We start from the raw sequence: 20,584 nt of genomic DNA, 5'->3' as shown, positions 1-20,584 counted from the left end.
GGGCAATTGCGGCGAGGCGCCCCATATCCGGCGTGCCCCTTCGGGCCCAGCGTGCTAGAAGAACCGCCCGCCGGCCCGCCCACACGAACGGCTCCAGCTGAACGCCTCCATGAACATCGCCGCCCCGCCGGCCGCCCTGCGCCCTGCCGCCAAGCCCCTGCCGCCGTCGCTGCGGGCGCGCGGCGTCACCGCTGTGCTCGGCCCCACCAACACCGGCAAGACCAGCCTCGCCATCGACCGCATGCTCGGCCATTCCTCGGGGCTGATCGGCCTGCCGCTGCGCCTGCTCGCCCGCGAGGTCTATGGCAAGCTGGTGGAGCGCGCCGGCGAGCACAATGTCGCGCTGATCACCGGCGAGGAGCGGATCAAGCCGGACAATCCGCGCTACTGGGTCGCCACGGTGGAAGCGATGCCGCGCGATCTCGATGTCGCCTTCGTGGCGCTGGACGAAATCCAGATCTCGGCCGATCTCGACCGGGGCCATGTGTTCACCGAACGGCTGCTGAACCGGCGCGGACGGGAGGAGACGCTGCTGCTGGGCGCCGCCACCATGCGCCCGCTGGTGGAAAAGCTGCTGCCGGGCGTCAACATCCTGGTGCGCCCGCGCCTGTCGAACCTCACCTTTGCCGGCGAGAAGAAGATCACCCGGCTGCCGCGCCGCTCGGCCATCGTCGCCTTCTCCGCCGACGAGGTCTACGCCATCGCCGAGCTGATCCGCCGCCAGCAGGGCGGGGCGGCGGTGGTGCTGGGCGCTCTCTCCCCGCGCACCCGCAACGCCCAGGTGGCGATGTACCAGAATGGCGACGTGGATTATCTCGTCGCCACCGACGCGATCGGCATGGGGCTGAACCTCGATGTCGACCATGTCGCCTTCGCCGGCGACACGAAATTCGACGGCTGGCAGTTCCGCCGGCTCAACCCGGGCGAGATGGCGCAGATCGCCGGCCGTGCCGGCCGCGCCCAGCGCGACGGCACCTTCGGCACCACCGGGCGCTGCACCCCCTTCGACGCCGAGATGGTGGAGCGGCTGGAGGCCCACGCCTTCGAGCCGCACCGCATGGCGCAATGGCGCAACAGCGTGCTCGATTTCTCGTCCATCGAAGCGCTCAACCGCTCTCTCGCCATCCCGCCGCGCGAGGAGGGACTGACCCGTGCGCCCACCGCCGACGACGTGCTGGTGCTGGAACGACTGGCCGGCGATCCGGCGATCCGGCGCCTCGCCACCAGCGCCGGGGCCATCGAGCGGCTGTGGGAAGCCTGCCAGCTGCCGGACTACCGCAAGGTCTCGCCGGCCTCGCATTCGGACCTCGTGGCGACGGTCTATGACGACCTGATGCGGCGCGGAAGGCTCTCCGCCGAGTGGTTTGGCAAACAAGTGGCCTTGGCGGACCGAGCGGAAGGTGACATAGACACCCTGTCGGGACGTATAGCGCAGGTCCGTACCTTGACCTTCGCAGCGAACCGGCCGGATTGGCTCGACGACCCGGAACACTGGCAGGGTGTCACGCGGCGTGTGGAGGACCGGCTTTCCGATGCGCTTCACGAGCGGCTCGCCCACCGCTTCGTTGATCGCCGGACCAGCGTGCTGATGAGACGCCTGCGAGAGAACGCGATGCTCGAAACAGAAATCACCAAGACCGGCGACGTCGTCGTTGAAGGCCATGTCATCGGGCATCTGCTCGGTTTCCAGTTCGCGGCGGATGCCTCCGCCGGCGGGCCGGAGGCCAAGGCGTTGCGCGCCGCCGCGCAGAAGGCGCTGGCCGGCGAAATCGAGACGCGGGCCAATCGCCTCTCGGAGGCGCCCGACGATGCCTTCGTGCTGTCGACCGACGGCACGCTGCGCTGGATCGGCGATCCGGTGGCCAAGCTCATCCCCGGCGAGGAGGTGCTCACCCCCCGCCTCAAGGTCATTGCCGACGAGCACCTGACCGGACCCGCGCGCGATGCCGTGCAGGCCCGCATCGAGCTGTGGCTCAAGGCTCATATCGAGAAGCTGCTCGGCGCGCTGATCGCCCTCGGCAAGGCCGAGGACGTGGCCGGCATCGCCCGTGGCATCGCCTTCCAGCTGGTCGAATCGCTCGGCGTGCTGGAACGCCACCGCGTGGCCGAGGAGATGAAGGCGCTGCCGCAGGAGGCCCGCGCGGTGCTGCGCGGCCATGGCGTGCGCTTCGGTGCCCACCACATCTACATTCCCACCTTGCTCAAGCCGGCGCCGCGCGCCCTTGCCGCCCAGCTCTGGGCGCTCAAGCATGGCGGACTGCAGCAGAAGGGGCTGGACGAACTCCCGCACCTTGCCGCCTCCGGCCGCACCTCGATCCCGGTCGACCCGGAAATCCAGAAGGGGCTCTACCGCGCCGTCGGGTTCCGCGTGGCGGGCGAGCGGGCGGTGCGCGTCGACATTCTGGAGCGCCTCGCCGACCTCATCCGCCCGGCGCTTGCGTGGCGGCCCAATGCGCCCGGCGAGAAGCCGGCGGGGGCGTTCGACGGCAATGGCTTCATCGCCACCGTCGCCATGACCTCGCTGGCCGGCTGCGCGGGCGAGGATTTCGCCTCGATCCTGCGCTCGCTCGGCTACCGCATGGAACGCCGCCCGGCGCCGGTGGAGGCCGTGCCCGAAGCCCCGGCGACGCCCGCTGTAGCGGCCTCCGTGCCGGAAGCGACGACCGCTGAAGCGACCACCACCGAGGCGACCACCACCGAGGACAGCACGGCGCAGGCGCCTGCGGGCGACAGCGTGTCGGCTGAACCAGTTATGGCCGAAACGCCGGTTGCCGAAAGCGCCGGAACCGAAACCGCCGCTGCGGACCTTCCGGTCGGCACCGATGTCGCCTTCGACCAGACGGTCGAGCCGGCGCTGGAAGAGGCGCCCGTCGAGATCGAGGCCCCGCGCGAGGTTCTGGCCGTGGACGCCGCCGCCGTCAGCGGCGAGGTGTTCACCGACCCGGTCTTCGACCAGACCGTCGAGCCGGCGCTGGAAGCTGCGACGGACGCCGAGGCCGCGCCCGCCGGCGATGCACCGACCGAGGGCGCCGAGGCGGCGGCCGATGCTCCTGCCGCGATGCCCGCCGAGCCGGCGATGATCGAGATCTGGCGTCCGGGCCGGCCGCCCGGGCAGAACCGCCCGGCGCACCAGCCGCGCCGGGGTGGCCAGGGCGCGCGCGAGCCGCGCGACGGCGCGCCGCAGGACCGTTCGGCCCCGCAGACGCCCGCGCCGGCTGAAGGCGCCGCACCCGATGCCCGCCGCGAACGGCCCGAGGGCGAGCGCGGCCGTCGTCCGCCTCGCGAGGACCGGCGCGAGCGCCGTCCCGAGCGTGCGGAAGGCGAGCGCGAGCCGCGCCGCGACGAGAACCGGGGCCATTCGGGTCCGCGCCCGCCGCGTCCCGAGCGGCAGGACCGCAGCGCCGGCCACGCCCGGCCCGACGCGCGTCATGAACCGCGCCACGAATCGCGCAACGAGCCCCGCCGCGACAAGCCGGTCGATCCGGATTCGCCCTTTGCCGCCCTGCTCGCCCTCAAGGCGCGCATGGAGGCGGAGAAGAAGGGCGGCTGAGCCGTGCGCCGCGCCGGCGAGGCTCCTGTCCCGCCCGGAGCCGGCGGGGGAGTCGAGGCGGCGGATAGGGGTGCGGAGGCCGGCCCGGTCCGGCAGCGCCTTGATGTCTGGCTGTTCCATGCCCGCTGCGTGCGAACGCGTAGCGCCGCGGCCCAGCTGGTGAAGGCGGGGCGGGTGCGGCTGAACGGCGCGCGCATCACCGCTCCAAGCCACCCGGTCCGGCTCGGCGACGTGCTGACCCTCGCGCTCGATTCGCGGGTGCGGCTGTGGCGGGTGGCCGGATTTGTCGCCCGCAGGGGGGATGCGCCGGCGGCACGCGCCACCTATGTGGAGGTGGCGCCGGAGCCGGCGCCGGGCAGCCATGCGTCCTGAGCCGGGGATGTGTGTTGCGCCATTACCGGAGGTGCGCTAGGGGAGCCGTTGCGGGGCCGTCTTGCGCGCCTAATTCACATGCCCCGCACGGAGACTGGACCAATGACCTACGTAGTCACGGATAATTGCATCAAGTGCAAATACACCGACTGCGTCTCCGTGTGCCCGGTGGACTGCTTCTATCAGGGCGAGAACTTCCTGGTCATTCATCCGGACGAGTGCATTGATTGCGGCGTCTGCGAGCCCGAATGCCCGGCCGAGGCGATCAAGCCGGACACCGAGCCGGGCCTCGACAAATGGCTCACGCTCAATGCCGAGTACGCCAAAATCTGGCCGAACATCACCGATCGCAAGGACCCTTTGCCCGACGCGAAGGAATGGGACGGTGTGCCCGACAAGCTACAGTATCTCTCCCCCGAACCGGGTAATCAGGACTGACCCGGCTGCCCTCGCGGCAGCCCCGCTTTCTCGCCCGCCCCGGCCGCGCGCCCCTGCCGCATCCGGGCGGGCGCGCGCGTTGCATTGCGGCAGTATTTTGATTCTCCCCAGATTTGTGCTATATTGCCCTTCGTGCAGTCGATTGGGTTTGCCATGGCGCAGCGCTCCCGGACCGGAGCGCCCCTCCCGGAATTGATGTTGGGCCTTCGCTCCTCGTGCGGCCACCGCCGCGGGAAGGGCTTCCCTTATTTTTCCGTCGACGGCTGAAGTACGGCTCCCGCATCCGCGGGGCGCCGGGGTGTTCTTTTCCCTGCGGCCAGGCCGCAGGCGGTAGCGCGCCGAGGGCGACGCGGCGCCGGATGAACCGAGACCCAGGAGCAGGCACAGAATGACGTCGACGAAGAAGCCGCCCAGCAGCAATGTCCGCCAGGGTTTCAAGACGGGCGAGCACATCGTCTATCCCTCCCACGGCGTCGGGCGCATTGTGGCGATCGAGGATCAGGAAGTTGCGGGCTTCAAGCTCGAACTTTTCGTCATCCACTTCGAGAAGGACAAGATGACGCTGCGCGTCCCTGTCCCGAAGATCGTCTCGGTCGGCATGCGCAAGCTCTCCGAGCCGGTGGTGATGAAGAAGGCGCTGGAAACCCTCAAGGGCCGCGCCCGGGTGAAGCGCACCATGTGGAGCCGCCGCGCCCAGGAATATGAGGCGAAGATCAATTCCGGCGATCTCGTCGCGATTTCCGAAGTGGTGCGCGACCTCTACCGTTCCGAGGCCCAGCCCGAGCAGTCCTATTCCGAGCGCCAGCTCTATGAGGCCGCCCTCGACCGCATGGCGCGCGAACTCGCCGCCGTCGACAACCTGACCGAGACCGAGGCGATCAAGCTGATCGAGCAGAACCTGCTCAAGGGCCCGCGCCGCCTCGGCAAGGGCGAGACCGAAGCCGAGGTCGAGGCCGACGCGGTGGAACCCGACGACGAGGCCGATACGGAAGAAGCCGCCGCCTGAGGCGCGCCCGCGCGCTTGTCGCGCGCAAACTTCGACATTCAAGGCCCGGCTCGCGCCGGGCCTTTTTGTTTGCGTACATCCAGGACAGCCCGACGGCGCGTTCGCGGGAACTTCCCTCCGGCTGTCGCGTTGTCGCCCCGTTCGGGCTTGGCGCGCCTGCGTGCCGCCAAAGCGCGGCAATGCCGGGGCAAATCTTCGCCGGCCCGGCTGGTTCGGGGAGATGCGCATGAGCGAGGACGCCCGCCGCAGCAGCCAGATGGCGCGCAAAGCAATGGCGACGCCGCTGCTGGAGCGAGACCAGGAATATGAGCTCGCCCGCCGCTGGAGCGAGGAGCGCGACGAGACGGCGCTGCACGCCCTCATCCACGCCCATATGCGCCTCGCCCTGTCCATCGCCCGCCGCTTCCGCAATTACGGGCTGGCGATGTCGGATCTGGTGCAGGAAGGCCATATCGGCCTGATGGAAGCCGCCGCCCGCTTCGAGACCACCCGCGAGGTGCGCTTTTCCACCTACGCCACCTGGTGGATACGCGCCGCCATCCAGGACTATGTGCTGCGCAACTGGTCGATCGTGCGCGGCGGCACGTCCTCCGGCCAGAAGGCGCTTTTCTTCAACCTGCGGCGGGTGCGCGCCCGGCTCGAACTCGCCAATGGCAGCGCAAAACTGGCGCCGACCCGCGAGGAACTGCACCGCTCCATCGCGACCAAGCTCGGGGTCAGCGCCAAGGAAGTCGCCCGCATGGATGCGCGGCTGAACATTCCCGACCTCTCGCTCAACGCTCCCGTGGCGGCCGGCGAGGAGGACGGCGCGGAGCGGATGGACCAGTTGGTGGCGTCCGACCCGTTGCCCGACGAGGAAGCCAGCCGCGAAATCGACGGCGAGCGCCGCCGGCGCTGGCTGATCGGCGCGTTGCGCGGCCTGAACGAGCGCGAGTTCCGCATCATCAAGGCCCGTCGCCTGGCCGATGAGAGCGAGACGCTGGAAGTGCTGGGCGCCCGGCTCGGCATTTCCAAGGAGCGGGTGCGGCAGATAGAAAGCCGTGCCATCGAGAAGTTGCGCTTTGCGCTGACCAATGGCCCCGATGTGCCGCGCGGGGCGTTTACGGCGTGAATTCTTGCGGGCGAGAGGCGGTGACGGTCGTCCCGACGCCACGTCGTCGAGGACCGGGCGAAGCCCGGCCATGACGCCGGCTCACCCGTGAGCCGCGCCGCCTGCCAATCCCGGCCCTCGGCCACGATGACACCCACGCCGACATGCGCGACGCCGGCGGCGGCTGATCGCCTCTATTCCGCGATGATCTTGTAGGGGGCGCCATAGCTGAGCTTGTCGCTGCGGCTGAGCCCGTTGAGGATAAGGAAGCGCTCCAGCGCCATGTCCTGAACGTCCATCTTCGCGGCCATGCGCTCGGGCGTGTCGGTGAGGCCGGCGGTAACGATGCGCAGGCGCAGCGGCTTGACGTTTTCCGCCTCCTCGATCGACACCCGGCGGAAGGTTTCGGCCGCGTCGCGGAAGGCGCGGTCGAGGTCCGGGGTCAGCTCGCGGGCGGCGAAGATCAGCCGGTAGACATCGCTGCCGAAGCGGATGGCGAACATGCGGAACGACCACTGGTCGCCGCGCGCCACGGCGGTGGCAGCGGGAAAGCCATTCAGCACGAGGCTTTCGACGGTGGATATTTCCACCCCCTCGATCCAGCCGGAGGACAGATATTGCGACAGGCTCTGGTCCCCGGCGACCCGCACCGCGTCGAGCCGCAGCGCCTCGCGCCCGGAGGCGCTGGCGCCGAGCACCGCCTGCGAGGTGTTTTCCAGCGTGAAGCCCTGCGGCGCGGTGAAGGTGAAGCCAAGCTTGGGGTGGAAGAACCGGCTTCCGCGCACGAAGCCTTCCTTCGGGTCGTCGCCATAGACCAGCCCGTCGATCGCCGTCAGATACGGCTTGCGGTCACGCTCGCCGGGCTTGTCGGGCGAGGCATATTCGCGCGCATTGGCCATGACGATGGAGATACGCTCCGGCGTCGCCGGATGGCTCGACAGGAAATCGGGCGAATCCGCGCCGGCGCTCTGGTTAACCGAGGTGGAGCGCATGCCGGCCTGCCGGCTCATGGTGGTGAGGAAGCGCTCCGCCCCATAGGGATCGAACCCGGCGCGGGCGCTGATGCCCACGCCAATGGCATCCGCCTCCAGTTCCTGCCCGCGCGAGAAGCTGGCAAGCGACACACGGCTGCGGGCCAGTGCGAGCGCGCCGAGATCGGAATCATTCACCACATCCGAGATGACGCGGCTGACCAGAACCGCCTGCTTCATCTGGTCTTCGCGCGTGGCGGCGTGATTGGCGATGACATGAGCCATTTCGTGCGCCAGCACCGAGGCCAATTCGGCATTGTCGGAGGCCAGCGAGAGCAGGCCGCGCGTCACATAGAGCGAGCCGTTCGGCAGCGCGAAGGCATTCACCGCCGGCGAATTGAGAATAGTGACGCGGTAATGCAGGTCCGGCCGCTCGGACGCCGCGACGAGGCGCGCCACCACGCCCTCGATCTGCTTCTGCAGTTTCGGATCCTTGTAGGCACCGCCATAGGAGGCAACCAGCCGATCGTGCTCCTTGCGCTGCGCCGGCGTGAGCGCCTCCTCCATGCCGGACTGCCCGGCCGGAGCTGTGGCCTGCCTGTCGTCGACGGCGGCGGCACAGGCACCCAGGACAAGAACGCCGCCCAGCAGCAGAGCGCGCGCCAGCACCTGCCGGAACGCGCGCGCGGGGGCGCGTTGCCACGCGCGCCAGAAAGGCGCTGCCGGCTCCATCCCTCTCCTGCCCGTCGCTGCCTTCACTCGTCCCCCGTCGGCCGATCCCGGCCTTTTGCCCCGCGTCCAGCCCGCATCCCAGGCGGATCGACCACGAGATCGATCTGCTCCGCCCGGCGCAGGGTGATCGCCGGCCCGCCGGCCTCGAACACCGTGCCGCGCAGCCGCACCCATCGCCCGGCAAGCCCTGCCACGTCGTGGCCGTGCGCCTCAAGTGCCGCCCGACCCTCGCTCTCAACCCTGCCGGTCATATCCTGACGCCAAACCCGGCCGAAATTGAGGTAATCCACGCGGTTTGTCTTTCCAACGTCAAGAATGCGGCCTGCCACGATTGTGAAGCGCCCCTGCTGGGCACGAATGGCCTCTATATCCCAGGCATCGAGCGGCAGCGAGCGCCACAGGCCGCGATTCGCGCGACGGGCCTCGCCCTCCGATTCCAGCCACGAAGGCAGGCAGCCGAGGAACAATAGTTCCGGCCGCGCCAGCGCCAGTCCCGCGCGCAGCAGCGCGTGCTGGAGTGTGCCGGCCTCCCCCTCAAGGCGCACCAGGGCGGCGCGGCGGCCATAGCGGTCGCGCGCCGGATCGGCAGCGAAGGCGATGTCGCGTCCGGCCACGCGCGCCGCCAGTTCAGGTTGCCAGCCGACCGCCGTCCCGGCGCCGCCGCCCGCCAGCCCGGCCAGCCGCAGCACCGTGCCATCGGCCAGAACGAGGTCCCCCGCCGGGCTGACGCTCGCCACCTGCGCCCGTGCCTGGAAGAGCTCCGGGCAGGTGGCGGACGCGACCGGCCCCGAAGCAACGGGCTGCGATACGACCGGCTCCGAAGCAATTTGCGCCGAAACGCCGGGGACTGGAACCAGGCCGAGCGCGGCAGCAACGGCCAGGGCTGCCAGAGGCCCGCGGACGCGGCGGCGCCACGGCGAAAACGGAGGCGATGCGGTCAGGCGATGCTGCATGACACTCCCCATCGTCACGTCGCGAACGCCGCCACGCCGCAGCCCGCCGCAACATCGGCGCCCGTCCGCGGCCGGGGCGCGGATCGCGCAGCACCTCGCTGCAGCGTAGCGCAAGCCGGCGCCTTCGCCCATACCGGCCACGTCTCCCGCTGCCACGCGCCACGGCCCGCTTTCACCATGAGCGCCGCCGCCCCCTTGATCGACGTACCCAATTGGGTTCATGTACGCGCGGTCACTCCCGGTAGCTCAGCAGGATAGAGCACAGGTTTCCTAAACCTGGGGTCAGGGGTTCGATTCCCTTCCGGGAGGCCACCACCTCCGCCGAGGCTGTCCGGAAAATCTATGAAGCGCAACACTTTGTGAGGCGTCAGCAGTTCGGTACAGGCTCGCGTAATCCGTTGGCATCCAACGGTTTTGTTGGCATATTTGTTGGCATCGGCGATGCCAACACCAACTGAATGCCAACATTCATGGCACTGACGGACACGGCCTGCAGAAACGCCAGGGCGACGGACAAACCCCAAAAACTGTCCGATAGCGGCGGCCTTCATCTGTTCGTCAGCCCCTCTGGCGGCCGGCTGTGGCGAATGGCCGTCGGTTTGACGGCAAGCAGAAGCAACTTTCGTTTGGCGCCTACCCTGCGGTCTCCCTCAGGGACGCACGCGCGCGCCGGGATGAGGCAAAAGTACTCCTCGCTGCAGGCTTCGATCCAGCCGAGCGGCGAAGGCAGGACCGGGTCGAGTCTGACGCCCTCTCAAAACACACTTTCCGGGTGTTGGGCACCGAGTACCTCGCCAAGCTGGAAGCTGAGGGCCGGGCTGATTCGACGGTGAGCAGCACCAAATGGCTGCTTGAGGACTTCGCCTACCCGGCGCTCGGCGACCGGCCCATTGCCCAGATCAAGCCCACCGAGGCGCTCGAACTCCTCAAGAAGGTGGAAGGGCGTGGCACCTTCGAAACCGCGCGGCGGCTGCGGGGGATCTGCAGCCGTGTGTTTCGCTATGCGGTCAGCACGCAGAAGGCCGAGATCGACCCGACACATCCTCTGCGCGGGGCCCTCATCGCGCCGAAGACCCGACACCATTCCGCGATCGTCGAGCCCACGGCGATCGGCGCGCTGCTGCGGGCGATCTACGACTATCAAGGCAACGTGCTGACGGCCGCCGGCTTGAAGCTGGCGGCATTCACCTTCGTGCGGCCGGGAGAATTACGCCTGATGGAGTGGCGCGAGATCGACCAGGAGGGCGCGGTCTGGTCGATCCCCGCCGAGCGGATGAAGAAGCGTCGCCCGCACAAGGTGCCCTTGGCGCGGCAGGCACTCGCAGTCCTCGACGAGATTCGCCCCCTCACCGGAAAGGGCCGCTTTGTTTTCCCCAGCCTGCGCTCGGACGACCGTGGCATGAGCGAGAATACGCTGAACGCAGCTCTCAGGCGAATGGGCTTCGACAAGGGCGCGATGACATCCCACGGCTTCCGCGCGATGGCGGCGACGCGGCTCAACGAGATGGGCCATTGGAGTGTGGACGCTATTGAGCGTCAATTGGCGCATCAGGACGCCAAGGCCATCCGCCGCGCCTACACCCATGCCGCTGAGTACTGGGACGAGCGCTTGCGCATGATGCAGGTGTGGGCGGACTACCTCGACGCACTGAGGACGGCCCCGGCGAAGCATGCATGAGACACCGAGCGACGGCACCCACCGTCACGTCCGGTTCGAGACTTTTTGACACGATCCGCGCCTTAGCTTCGGCAGCCCGATCCCGTCGGCGACCCGCGCCCGTGAACACCTCATACCGCCGGACCGGCTCGTCGACGCTGGATTTATGCGCAAACTCTGAAATCGTCATGTGTCCAAGCCCTCCGGCTCATAACATCAACGATCACAACATCCCGCGAAAGGTTGGACCCAGACGACGCTTGCGCTCTTCCGCGTCTGCATCGCAGAGCTCGCCCGACGCCGCGCCATCGGAAAAGTCGCATTCGCCAAAATCCGTGGCCCGAGGCTCTCGCCGGAGGTCTGCCTATGGTCAAGACCGGACACAAGACGATCCTCCATTCAGGGTCGCAGACTGCGCTCGCACGCCCAACCTATGAAGGTGCCCCCGGGACGGCGCTGATCTCGACGCACTCGATACTCCAAAATCGAATTCGTCGACTAGTGACGCTTCTTAAGCAGCCGGTTCAAACGATGTTGAACAAGAGGAATAGACGCCATCCAAAATGCCATGAGAACAATAATAACTATCCCATCAATCCAACCTGATGTTCCGCCAGACATTCTTCTTATATGCGAATTAGCCACCACTATCGATATAAATAAAGAAATAACCAATATTAATGAAATAGATAATATTGCATAAAATCCCATAGATGGTGGCGACGCAGCATAGCCTCGAAGACCTGGAGGTACGAATATCAATGATATATAGGAAGCACCCAATAAAATAAATAATGTTGACACGATACGAACAGGAAATACATTTCGCTCTGACATTTTGTTAATATCATTGAATATTAATATTATATAAACCCACGCATAAAGTCCGCCTGTCAAAACTAATATTAAAAGCATCAACGCCACATTGCGCGGATATACGTTTTTTATTGCCATATCACCAGACCTAAACGTGCGCTTATGACGAAGGCCGTGACAGATGCTTTTCTAGCGAAGCGTTCCGCCGGTAAGACCGAGGAAGGGCAATAGCCATTTTCTGCAAGAATAGCCGTGTCGGTCGCGTCTTGTGGAACGGAATAGACAACCCGTCGAAGGTAGCCTAAATCCGGCGCGCAATGCGAGGAATGCGGGCGTTCAATTCCAGCTTTCTGCCCTTCGGTTCCTTCGCATACGCTTCCCGAACCAAATTTTCGTAAATCGCCGGATCAAGCAGGTCTTCGATGTCGGCTTCGGCGGGAGCGGCTTCAAACGCTTCGCTCACAAATACGACACTAGCTTTCGGTGCCGAGGAAAATCTTTGATCGGCTTCAGTTTCGTAAAGCCAGTGGCCGGGTTCAGGCTGTGCAGCGCGCGCAGAATGTTCGACTCGCCACTTTCGTTTCGCCCCAGCAGCGCTGTAGTGCGTGATACGTCGATCTCGCCGCTATCGCTGATCGAACGAAAATTCCGAATGCGAAATGATTTAAGTTCCATCTGCTCGCCCTCTGGGCTGCCACGATAGCGTGTTTTACGTGGCAATGGGTGAGGTGCAGTTCCGAGGGGAGCATTTCGACTTGTGCAGCAGCGGAGCCGTTGAGCCCTTCGCCCGCAGGGGCGCTTCGCTGCTTGCTCGCTGTGCGTCTTTGCCGACGTGCTAGCTCGGCTCACCCCCCATGGAGCCAAGCCACCGACAAACCATCGCTTGCCGTTGTTGGCCATATGGCCAATTCGGCAGGGTGTCGGCGCCGGCCACGTGCGGAGTGACTTCGCCTGTCGCAAAACACCTGTTGCCGACATCGCGCGGTCCGGCAACATGAAGGGCTCAATGACACGGGCACCTTGGTGCACCCGTCTCCAACAACGTTGTACAACGCTGCCTATAGATCGGGGCTGAAAGGGGTCATTTCCATTTTCCGTTGTAAAGATACAGAAATGGAATCATTGGAAAAATAAACCAAACAGGCCCATTGTTCGGATACCAAAATAATACCATATTTGATTGAAACAAACCGTTTATTATCGCGATAATAAAAATTGCTGTCAAAATATATAAAAATGGTGATGATATTATGCTCTTAGCCGCATATGGCGGCATCCCTAATCGCCTTAGGGAATACATAAAAATTAGTATTACCAATGTTGCATAATATATGATTTCGATCGCAATGAATTTATTATAAAATACAAAAATAAATAGAATAATGTCTATTGCAATAATCGGAAAATATCTAATCACGACTAATATATCCCAATGAGACTTAATAGAACGTCGTGTCAACCTGATGACTGTCGGATATAGATATTCCAGACAACTCGTTCATAAAGGCCGCTAATCCACATTAGCACGAATGACGATCCTCCAAAGGTCCGGAAGCCGCAGACCCAAACATCCAATCCGACCCGATGACGCGGCTTTATTAATTGTGTCCATTAGCCGCTCCCGGACGGTCGCTTTTGGCCATACATGAAGGGAGTGCAGCAGGTGGTACGCGGGCCGTATCGCTCCGGCGGATCGCGCCATGTCGCACCGGATCGCAGAGAAGCGGTTTCATTATACGCCATTCAAAGTCAGTCAGGTCTATCGGCTCATCCGTCGGTGTGGGCCTGCTCTCGCCCCTGTCCTACATCCTCATCTTGGCCGCTCTCCAAACCGGCGCCCCGCTTACCCTCGTCGCGCCGATGCGCGAGATTTCGATGATGGTGGGCGCGCTGATGGGCATGCTGATCCTCAAGGAGGCGATAGGGCCGTGGCGGCTGGGGGGATGCGGCCTGCTCATCGCCGGTGTCGTTCTGCTCTCCGCCACATGAGTTGCGGTACGAGGCGAGCCGGAGAGTGGGCTATGCGTTCGCCTCGGCCCGATGACCCATGGTTACCCCCAAAGCCGCCCTCCCGACACGCCGCTGCGACCGCCCGCTTTGCGCCGCCATATCGGCCTTTGATCTTGTACCGGTCACGACCCAAAAGCGGACATCAGCGAGGTGGGGCACGTCGGCACTTCTGCGCCAGGATACGATTTGACTTGTTCCATCTTCCGGACGTTCGGCGAGCAATCAAACGAGAGAGAATGACCTGCTCCTGAGTGCCCCGTATGCCGATTGAGTTTTGTCCGCGTGAGCCTACAAGCGCAGCAATCGTTCGGCGTTGCCGTGGCAGACCTTGGCGCGCACGTCTTAGCTGATGGACGCGGATTCGATGAAGTCGGAGGCGACCTGCGAGTCCTCATACGGATAGTCGACCGAGAGCATTACGTTGTCCTCGCCCAGCGCCTGGAGGGTCGCGATGAGCGCTCCCGGGTCGCATACCCCCGAGTGGTGACGGCGATGTTCCGCTTGATGATTGCGGAAGGAAGGGCGTCGGCCGCGAGTTTCTCGCCGAGGTCGAACTCCCGCCGGCTGTCGAGGCGCCAGAGCAAAAACGGCAGCGTCTCGCCCATATGGCCGAGGACGATCTTCACCTTGGGAAAGCGCGTGAGCGGGCCGCCGAAGACAAGTCGCAGCGAATGGGGCTGCGGTTTCCGCCGTCCAAGCCCAGATCGGGCCGCCGATTTCGGGGCGATGCGCGAACATGGCGGGCTGGTCGGCCATGCTGCCGGGATGCAGATAGATCGGGACATCCAGTTCCTCGACACGCTCCCAGAACGGCAGATAGCGGTCCTCGTCGAGGTAATGCCCGTTGGGCTGGCGCGGCCAAGGCCGATGGGCCCGACTATATTGAGCGGTCTACAAAACGGGCCGCCGCCACTGTGCCATCGGCCATCTCAGCCCGGTGGAGTTCGAAAACAAGGTCGGATTAGATTAAACGACTACAATCAAAAACAAGACGCGCGGACGTGCCCGGGGGGGCAGCGGTCTGTCGCGCACAGGTTGGCGCCCTTTTTGTTTGCTTCTATGGCGACGTAGGCTAGCGTCGCGCAACGCCCTGGCGGTCTGCCCTCAAGCAAGCCTCCGACAAGCACCTCGCATTCGATCACAATACGAGAGGACAAATAGATGAGCATGTCCGAGATCCAGCGCTTTGGCGCTGACTTGCAGTCCGACGCCGCCCTGCGCGCGGAGGCCGAGACCGTCGGGACGCAGGCCACGTCGCCAGACGACGTGACCGCCTTCGCCGCAGCCAGGGGCTATGACTTCACCGCCGACGAATTGGCCGAAGTGGCCTCCGAGGCCCGGAGCAAGCTCTCGGATGCCGAACTCGACGGCATCTCGGGAGGAGCAGACGGCAACGGCTACCTGGTGTCCTTTGCCGCCGCCATGTTGTTGTGGGCTTTCATACCGAAAGATCCCGCTCTCTACCCAAAGTAGCCCAAGGCCGCGTTGCCCGCAGTCTTGTCGTGCCGGCCAGCTCCATTTAGAGCACCTCGCCCTGGCGGACGTATTGAACGCCGGATATGCGTGAAACGGACAATGGAGCTGGCGCCGCACTCGACATGCGTGGAGTGCGGGCCGCACGGCCGCAGGCAACGCTCGACGCGGATACGCGCCATACGAACGTCGAGAGGCGCAAGGTCTATGATCTGACCGAGCCCCGCGGAATCCGCCCCCGGGTGCAACGCCCATGAATCCGCGCAAACCCAGCTTGGGAATCCTTTTCGAGCCCCGCTGAACGGCCTGTCTGGACAATCAGCGGCTGAGGGTCGTCCGGCTTTTTAAAGCAGGTTCTCGGCTCGCTTCACACCAGTTGCCGTTCCGAAAGCCGCCTGAACAGGCCATCTTGTGCCATCAGCTCGGCGTAGCTTCCCTGCTCGCGACAACGACCGTCTTGAAGCACCACAATGCGGTCCGCCTCCATCACGGTTGAGAGCCGGTGAGCCACCACGAGCCGGGTTGCGCTGAGGGCGTTCAAGCTTGCGGTGACCAGCGCCTGGGTGCGGTTGTCGAGTGCGCTGGTGGCTTCGTCCAGCAGCAGGATGCGCGGCCTGTTGGCGATGGCACGGGCCAGAAGCAGGCGTTGCACCTGCCCGCCAGAGAGGGCGCCGCTGCTGTCGGTGATGAGGGTACGCAGGCCCATCGGCATGGCGGCGATATCCTCGGCCAGCCCGACCTGGCGGGCCGCCTCCCATGCCGCCTCCTCGCTCAGGTGCCGGTTGGCACCGAGGATGTTGTCCAGCAGATTGCCGGGCATCAGGCGCCCGTTCTGAAGCACAACGCCGAACTGGCGCCGCACGGCCTGGATGTCGAGGCTGCGAAGGTCATGGCCATCGAGCAGGATGGCGCCGGCATCCTGGGCCTCAAATCCCAGCAGCAGCCGCAGAAGGGTGGACTTGCCGCCCCCCGAAGGGCCCACCAGCGCGACGAACTCGCCCGGCGCGATGGTGAGCGAAAGATCGTCCAGCACCGTCGGCCCATCGGGGCCATAGCGGAAACTGAGGTGGCTGAGTTCGATCGCGCCGGACAGCGTGCCGGGGTCGATCTTGTGGGCGTCAGCCTCCGGCGGGGTCATCAGGATGGGCGCCGCATAGGCATAGGCCGGCTTCAGGGCCGCGATCTGCACGGCGGCGCCCGCTAGCCCCACCATGCCTTCGAGCGCTTGGCCGAACGCCGAGAGGAAGGCCAGCACGACGCCGAGGGCAATACCGCTCTGGGCCGTGTCGGCGAGGTAGATCACCGCGAACAGGCACGCCGTGGCCAGCGGCGTGAACGCCTGTCCGATCAACGCGGTCACGTTGGTTATCTGGTCCGCGCCGAACCGTTGGTTAAGAAAATCGCCATAGGGCTGGGTCCAACGCAGGAAGGCGCGGTCCTCGGCTGCCGCCAGCCGCAGCCGGGAAATGCCGATGGACAATTGTAGCAGAAACGCGGACGCGGCCCCGGTGGCGGCGAGCACGGCCCGCTCCCGTCGAACCCGCAGCAGGCCCAGTACCACGGTCGTCGCCGCTAGGAGCGCGATCAGCCCGAGGGCGACGAACGCCAGCTTGGGTGCGTACCAGAACATCAGGCCCAGCGAGATCATCGCGAAAAGCCCATTGATGAGGGAGGCGATGATGGTGCCGCTGATCGCTTGCTCGATGGTCTGAATTATCAAGGCCCGCTGGGCGAGGTCGCCGGCGGCATAGTCCTTGAAGAAGGCCATGGGCAGGCGCAGCAGGCGGTCCATTACCGCCGCCTGTATCCGCGAACCGGAACGCCCTTCTATGCGCAGCGCTGCGATCTGGATGGCGTAGCGAAGGCCGAGAGTTACGGTCGCGGCGGCGACCAGCACCAGCCCCATCTCCATCAGCTTGGCGCTGTCATGACCGGGAATGACCGTATCCACGAGGAAGCCCGTGGCGATGGGCACCCCGAGCGAGAGGATGCCGCCGATAAACCCGAGCAGGATCACCATGACGGCGTCGGTCCGGCTCCAGCGAAATGCGCCGCCGCCCACGTCCAGCCCTTTCAACGCGCGATCCGGGAAGGGCGCGTAGAAGCTGATCGCCTCTCCCGTCAGCAGCGCCGCCTCTTTCGCCGCGAGCCGGCGTGGGGGACCGGGGATGGACGGATCGATCACGAGATGGTCGCCACCCCCGGTTCCGCCGGGGACCACGGCTATGGGCTGCGTGCCGTCGCCGGTCATGAGCACGAACGGCCCGACGTCCGCCCGCCACCAATCCTCCTCCAGCAGCACGCGGCGAACCCGCAAATGGTTTGCGCGCGCGAGTTGGTCGATGCCCGGAGGGGCCACGCCCTCCGCATCGTGCGCCCGGCCGTGATAGGTGAAGGGATGGCCGAGCGCCTGGGCAACGGCGGCGCAGGCTTGGGCGAGGGGATATTCCCCTGTCTCGGGTACGAGGCGGCGCTCCGGTGGCGTCAGCGGCGCGGCAAGGCGGTCCAGGGCGTCCTGTTCCGATGCAAGATTGGCCTCGTTGCGTGCGCGCCGCCGATTGAGCTCATCCACGCGCGCGAGGCGCAGATTAAGCGGCAGGATCGTTGCCACCGCCGCATGGAGCGCCGTGATCCCGGCCCAGCAGTGGCCTTCGCCCAGGGCCTGAAGGGTGTCGATACCCCGGATCGCCCGCGCCTCCGGCAAGACCAGCCAGCAGCTATCGTGCAGAGGCAGGAGTGTTTCCGCGGACCGTGCGATATGGTCGCTGTCGAGATAAAGCGGGTCGTGATCGCCGCACGCCACCCACAGGACTCCCTCCTGTGCGGAGAGGCGGGTATCTGCAGCCAGTTCGATTGTCTCGGCGGCGCGGAGGCGTGCGCCAATGTGCGGTGCGGGCACGACGAGCCGTGCCATGGCGCGGGACAGGCCGGCTATCCAGCTGTCCAGCGCGCGGGCGATCTCGGCTTGCAGATCACGATCGCCGTGACGGGCCAGATGCTCCAGCACCGGACTGTCGGCGGCTAGCAGCCGGGTGCCCGCAGTCCCCACCGCCAGCAGGCCGATGGGCGGAATCGCCGAGTCGCCGTCGAACGGCAAGGCCAGGTCCCCAGCTTCCAGCGTGAACAGGTGACGACGCAGACCCGTCGCGTTTCCCTCGTCATCGAGGGCCACCAGAAACAGGTCCATGGCGCCTTCGAGCACCAGCAGGCAGCGACGTGAAGCGGACAGGAGCAGTGGGGTATGGCCGGAAACACCCTGCTCCACCGCCCCGGCGGCGCGCAGGCCGGCGGCGAGTTTCGGGCTTGTTGAGGGCACGGGAGAGGAGAGAGCGTTCACGGCTCAGGTCTCCACCAGCCGGCGGTAGGCTCCCGCGCAGGCCATCAGTTGCTCATGCGTTCCGCGCTCGATGATTTGGCCTTGATCCATCACCACGATCTCATCGCAATCGCGGATGGTGCTGAGGCGGTGGGCGATGATGAGGCACGTGCAGCCGCGCCGCCGGATATTGTCCATGATGGCCTTTTCCAGCACCGGGTCGAGCGCGCTCGTGGCTTCGTCCAGGATCAGGATGGCCGGGTCGTTCACCAGCGCCCGGGCGATCTCGATGCGCTGGCGCTGGCCGCCGGAAAAGTTGCGGCCACCCTCCGCCACCAGGCTGTCATAGCCGCCCGGCCGGCGGGTGATGTCGTCATGGACCATGGCGTCGCGGGCGGCGGCGATCACCCGCGCCTCCGGCATGGTCTGGTCCCACATGGTGATGTTGTCGCGCACGGTGCCGCCGAACAGCACGATGTCCTGGTCCACGGTACACAGGCCGTCACGCAGCTCGGCGCGGGCGAGGTCGCCGAGCGCGCGGCCGTCGAAGTGGATCGTGCCCGTCCAGGGCTCATAGAGGCCGGCGACGAGCCGCCCTACCGTGGACTTGCCGCTGCCGGATGCGCCTACCAGCCCCACCCGACTGCCCGGTACAAGCGCCAGATCGAAGCTCGTGAGGAGCGGCGGGTCCAGCAGGCTGTATCCGAACTCGACCTTGCTCAGGTTGACCGCCCCTTCAAGGCGCCGCGCGGGGCGTGGGGACACCGCTTCGCGTGCGAACTCCGGTGCCAGGGAATGGTCGAGCACGTCATCGAACTGATCCAGCGTGCCGCGCGCGGCCTGCAGGAGGAGACCGGCCTGAAGCAGGGCTTGAACCGGGACGTTGAACGCCGAGGCGAGCAGTTGGAAGCCTACCAGCGTGCCGATGGTCATCGGCCCGTCCATCACCAGCCAGCCGCCGACCACCAGCACGGCGACCGTGGTCAACTGGCCAAGATACTCCGGCATGGCCGTCAGCAGGGCATGCCGGCGGCCGATTTCCTGCTGCTGGTTCACCACCAGGGCATGCTGGCCGGACCATTGGGAGAAGAACACCGCATCGGCGCCGCTTGCCTTCAGGGTCTCAATCATCTGCAAGCCCTGCATCGTCTTGCCGCCGAGCTTCACATTGTCGATGGTGGCCTTGGTCTGGAGTTCGGTGAGCCGCTGCCGGGTGGCGAGGAAAAAGCCGAGATTGAGCAGAGCGGACACCAGCACCACGCCAGTCAGCGGCGGGCTGTATCCTGTCATGACGGCGAGGAAGAACACCACGGCGCCCGCCTGCACTACCAGTTCCACGAGCTGGCCCGCAGCGTTTTCGGACAGTTCCTGGGCGAGATGGACCCGCCCGCCAATGCTGCCGGCGTAGCGCTGGGCGTAGAACCCGAGCGGCAACCGAAGCATGCGCAAGACGAAGTGCCCCGCCGTCTGAACCGCGATGCGGGTCTTCAGGCGCTGGAGGATGGTCTTGCTGAGAAAGGTCAGCACCCCCTGCCCGAGGGCGGCCGCGACCATGATGGCCAGAAGCCACTTCACCCAATGGACCTGCTCGTCGATCAGGTAATAGTCCACGAACACCTGGGTGAAGCTCGGCATGACGACGCCGACCAGCACCAGGGCCAGACCCGAGACGATGGCGTAGAGCACCGCTTCCCCACCGCCGGTCAGCCGGCTCAGCAGGCGGGGCAGGATCGGCGGCTTGTTGCCGCCGGGCTGGAACGCCGCAGTGCGCGCGAAAGACAGGACGATGCCGGAGTAATGGCGATCGAACTCCTCCTCGCTCAGACGGCGGCGGCCGAAAGCGGGGTCGTTGAGAAGCACCTTGCCGCCGGCGAACCCTTCGACCACCACGAAATGGTTCATGTCCACGAAGGCGATCAGCGGCACGGGCATGGTTTTGAGGTCGGCCAGCGCAAGGCGGAACCCGTTCGCCTCCATGCCGTAGCCGCGTGCCGCGCGCAGAAGATTGCCCGCCCGACTGCCATCGCGCGAGACGCCGCAGGCGACCCGCAGATCCGACAACGGCACCCATAATCCATGGGCGGCGAGCACCATGCCAAGCGCGGCGGCGCCGCATTCGGCTGCCTCCAATTGCAGGATGGTCGGGGTGTGGACCGGGCGCATGGGACGGCGCAGGGACGCGTGGGCGGCTTCCGACACG

At 65.7% G+C, this 20,584-nt stretch carries 15 protein-coding genes, 1 tRNA gene and 2 pseudogenes; 10 read left to right on the top strand and 8 right to left on the bottom strand.

The features are described 5' to 3' along the window. The first annotated feature begins 109 nt into the window (after positions 1-109). The 5 genes from EV667_RS16465 to EV667_RS16445 all read left to right on the top strand — a co-directional run bounded on the left by EV667_RS16465 (position 110) and on the right by EV667_RS16445 (position 6,477). A complete protein-coding gene (locus EV667_RS16465; protein ID WP_165901633.1) occupies positions 110-3,550 on the top strand; it encodes a helicase-related protein in 3,441 nt (1,146 codons plus the stop codon). Positions 3,551-3,553: 3 nt separating this feature from the next. Beyond that, positions 3,554-3,922 carry an RNA-binding S4 domain-containing protein gene (locus tag EV667_RS16460; RefSeq protein ID WP_131836445.1) on the top strand — a complete coding sequence of 123 codons (369 nt, stop codon included), beginning with the start codon at positions 3,554-3,556 and terminating at the stop codon, positions 3,920-3,922. Between the two features lie 102 nt (positions 3,923-4,024). Beyond that, complete coding sequence (gene fdxA / locus EV667_RS16455) at positions 4,025-4,360, top strand: ferredoxin FdxA (RefSeq protein ID WP_131836444.1); 336 nt, start codon at positions 4,025-4,027, stop codon at positions 4,358-4,360. A gap of 388 nt (positions 4,361-4,748) precedes the next feature. Beyond that, positions 4,749-5,366 (top strand): CarD family transcriptional regulator, encoded by a 618-nt coding sequence (locus tag EV667_RS16450; protein WP_131836443.1) that lies wholly within the window; start codon positions 4,749-4,751, stop codon positions 5,364-5,366. Positions 5,367-5,592: 226 nt separating this feature from the next. Then, on the top strand, positions 5,593-6,477 hold the full coding sequence (locus tag EV667_RS16445) for an RNA polymerase factor sigma-32 (RefSeq protein ID WP_131836442.1): 885 nt from the start codon (positions 5,593-5,595) through the stop codon (positions 6,475-6,477). A gap of 173 nt (positions 6,478-6,650) precedes the next feature. Here EV667_RS16445 and EV667_RS16440 read toward each other — a convergent pair whose 3' ends face one another. Continuing rightward, the gene (locus EV667_RS16440) at positions 6,651-8,159 is read right to left on the bottom strand and encodes a M48 family metalloprotease (RefSeq protein ID WP_245516210.1); all 1,509 of its coding nucleotides are present in this window, start codon (positions 8,157-8,159) and stop codon (positions 6,651-6,653) included. Between the two features lie 23 nt (positions 8,160-8,182). Beyond that, on the bottom strand, positions 8,183-9,112 hold the full coding sequence (locus tag EV667_RS16435) for a nuclease (protein ID WP_245516208.1): 930 nt from the start codon (positions 9,110-9,112) through the stop codon (positions 8,183-8,185). A gap of 235 nt (positions 9,113-9,347) precedes the next feature. On the opposite strand from EV667_RS16435, the gene EV667_RS16430 reads away from it, so the two are divergent. The 3 genes and pseudogenes from EV667_RS16430 to EV667_RS16425 all read left to right on the top strand — a co-directional run bounded on the left by EV667_RS16430 (position 9,348) and on the right by EV667_RS16425 (position 10,790). Further along, a tRNA-Arg gene (locus tag EV667_RS16430) sits at positions 9,348-9,424 on the top strand. Positions 9,425-9,570: 146 nt separating this feature from the next. Continuing rightward, positions 9,571-9,771, top strand: a pseudogene (locus EV667_RS23250) (Arm DNA-binding domain-containing protein); the annotation flags it as partial. Beyond that, positions 9,693-10,790, top strand: coding sequence for a tyrosine-type recombinase/integrase (locus EV667_RS16425; RefSeq protein WP_342636726.1), 1,098 nt, complete (start codon positions 9,693-9,695; stop codon positions 10,788-10,790). The pseudogene EV667_RS23250 and the gene EV667_RS16425, both read left to right, overlap by 79 nt. Positions 10,791-11,267: 477 nt before the next feature. Here the strand turns inward: EV667_RS16425 and EV667_RS16420 are convergent, their stop codons facing one another. The 3 genes from EV667_RS16420 to EV667_RS23245 all read right to left on the bottom strand — a co-directional run bounded on the left by EV667_RS16420 (position 11,268) and on the right by EV667_RS23245 (position 12,260). Further along, on the bottom strand, positions 11,268-11,723 hold the full coding sequence (locus tag EV667_RS16420; protein ID WP_131836441.1) for a hypothetical protein: 456 nt from the start codon (positions 11,721-11,723) through the stop codon (positions 11,268-11,270). Between the two features lie 163 nt (positions 11,724-11,886). Continuing rightward, on the bottom strand, positions 11,887-12,048 hold the full coding sequence (locus tag EV667_RS16415; protein ID WP_207907784.1) for a hypothetical protein: 162 nt from the start codon (positions 12,046-12,048) through the stop codon (positions 11,887-11,889). After that, a complete protein-coding gene (locus EV667_RS23245; protein WP_131836440.1) occupies positions 12,045-12,260 on the bottom strand; it encodes an AAA family ATPase in 216 nt (71 codons plus the stop codon). Before EV667_RS23245 ends, EV667_RS16415 begins: the two co-directional genes overlap by 4 nt. Before the next feature lie 1,104 nt (positions 12,261-13,364). Between EV667_RS23245 and EV667_RS16400 the strand changes: the two genes are divergently transcribed. Next, positions 13,365-13,574, top strand: a complete 210-nt coding sequence (locus EV667_RS16400; protein ID WP_245516207.1) for a hypothetical protein — start codon at positions 13,365-13,367, stop codon at positions 13,572-13,574. Positions 13,575-13,937: 363 nt separating this feature from the next. Here the strand turns inward: EV667_RS16400 and EV667_RS23240 are convergent. Beyond that, positions 13,938-14,435 (bottom strand): annotated as a pseudogene (locus EV667_RS23240) (amidohydrolase family protein); the annotation flags it as partial. A gap of 321 nt (positions 14,436-14,756) precedes the next feature. On the opposite strand from EV667_RS23240, the gene EV667_RS16390 reads away from it, so the two are divergent. After that, the gene (locus EV667_RS16390; RefSeq protein WP_131836438.1) at positions 14,757-15,068 is read left to right on the top strand and encodes a Nif11-like leader peptide family RiPP precursor; all 312 of its coding nucleotides are present in this window, start codon (positions 14,757-14,759) and stop codon (positions 15,066-15,068) included. A gap of 367 nt (positions 15,069-15,435) precedes the next feature. On the opposite strand, the gene EV667_RS16385 is transcribed toward EV667_RS16390, so the two are convergent. Both EV667_RS16385 and EV667_RS16380 read right to left on the bottom strand, forming a co-directional pair. Next, a complete protein-coding gene (locus EV667_RS16385) occupies positions 15,436-18,405 on the bottom strand; it encodes an NHLP bacteriocin export ABC transporter permease/ATPase subunit (protein ID WP_131836437.1) in 2,970 nt (989 codons plus the stop codon). Positions 18,406-18,408: 3 nt separating this feature from the next. Further along, positions 18,409-20,583, bottom strand: coding sequence for an NHLP family bacteriocin export ABC transporter peptidase/permease/ATPase subunit (locus EV667_RS16380; RefSeq protein WP_207907783.1), 2,175 nt, complete (start codon positions 20,581-20,583; stop codon positions 18,409-18,411). Between the last annotated feature and the right edge of the window lies 1 nt (position 20,584).

Origin of the sequence: Ancylobacter aquaticus, from assembly GCF_004339465.1 — a bacterium.
In the GTDB taxonomy this organism is placed as follows: domain Bacteria; phylum Pseudomonadota; class Alphaproteobacteria; order Rhizobiales; family Xanthobacteraceae; genus Ancylobacter; species Ancylobacter aquaticus.
This window is presented reverse-complemented; position numbering and strand designations above follow the sequence as displayed.

What these genes read in the sequence shown, in the direction of transcription:
- EV667_RS16465 (WP_165901633.1), top strand. Translation starts at nt 110, where the DNA reads ATGAACATCGCCGCCCCGCCGGCCGCCCTGCGCCCTGCCGCCAAGCCC.
- fdxA (WP_131836444.1), top strand. Translation starts at nt 4,025, where the DNA reads ATGACCTACGTAGTCACGGATAATTGCATCAAGTGCAAATACACCGAC.
- EV667_RS16450 (WP_131836443.1), top strand. Translation starts at nt 4,749, where the DNA reads ATGACGTCGACGAAGAAGCCGCCCAGCAGCAATGTCCGCCAGGGTTTC.
- EV667_RS16445 (WP_131836442.1), top strand. Translation starts at nt 5,593, where the DNA reads ATGAGCGAGGACGCCCGCCGCAGCAGCCAGATGGCGCGCAAAGCAATG.
- EV667_RS16440 (WP_245516210.1), bottom strand. Translation starts at nt 8,159, where the DNA reads ATGGAGCCGGCAGCGCCTTTCTGGCGCGCGTGGCAACGCGCCCCCGCG.
- EV667_RS16435 (WP_245516208.1), bottom strand. Translation starts at nt 9,112, where the DNA reads ATGCAGCATCGCCTGACCGCATCGCCTCCGTTTTCGCCGTGGCGCCGC.
- EV667_RS16420 (WP_131836441.1), bottom strand. Translation starts at nt 11,723, where the DNA reads ATGGCAATAAAAAACGTATATCCGCGCAATGTGGCGTTGATGCTTTTA.
- EV667_RS23245 (WP_131836440.1), bottom strand. Translation starts at nt 12,260, where the DNA reads ATGGAACTTAAATCATTTCGCATTCGGAATTTTCGTTCGATCAGCGAT.
- EV667_RS16390 (WP_131836438.1), top strand. Translation starts at nt 14,757, where the DNA reads ATGAGCATGTCCGAGATCCAGCGCTTTGGCGCTGACTTGCAGTCCGAC.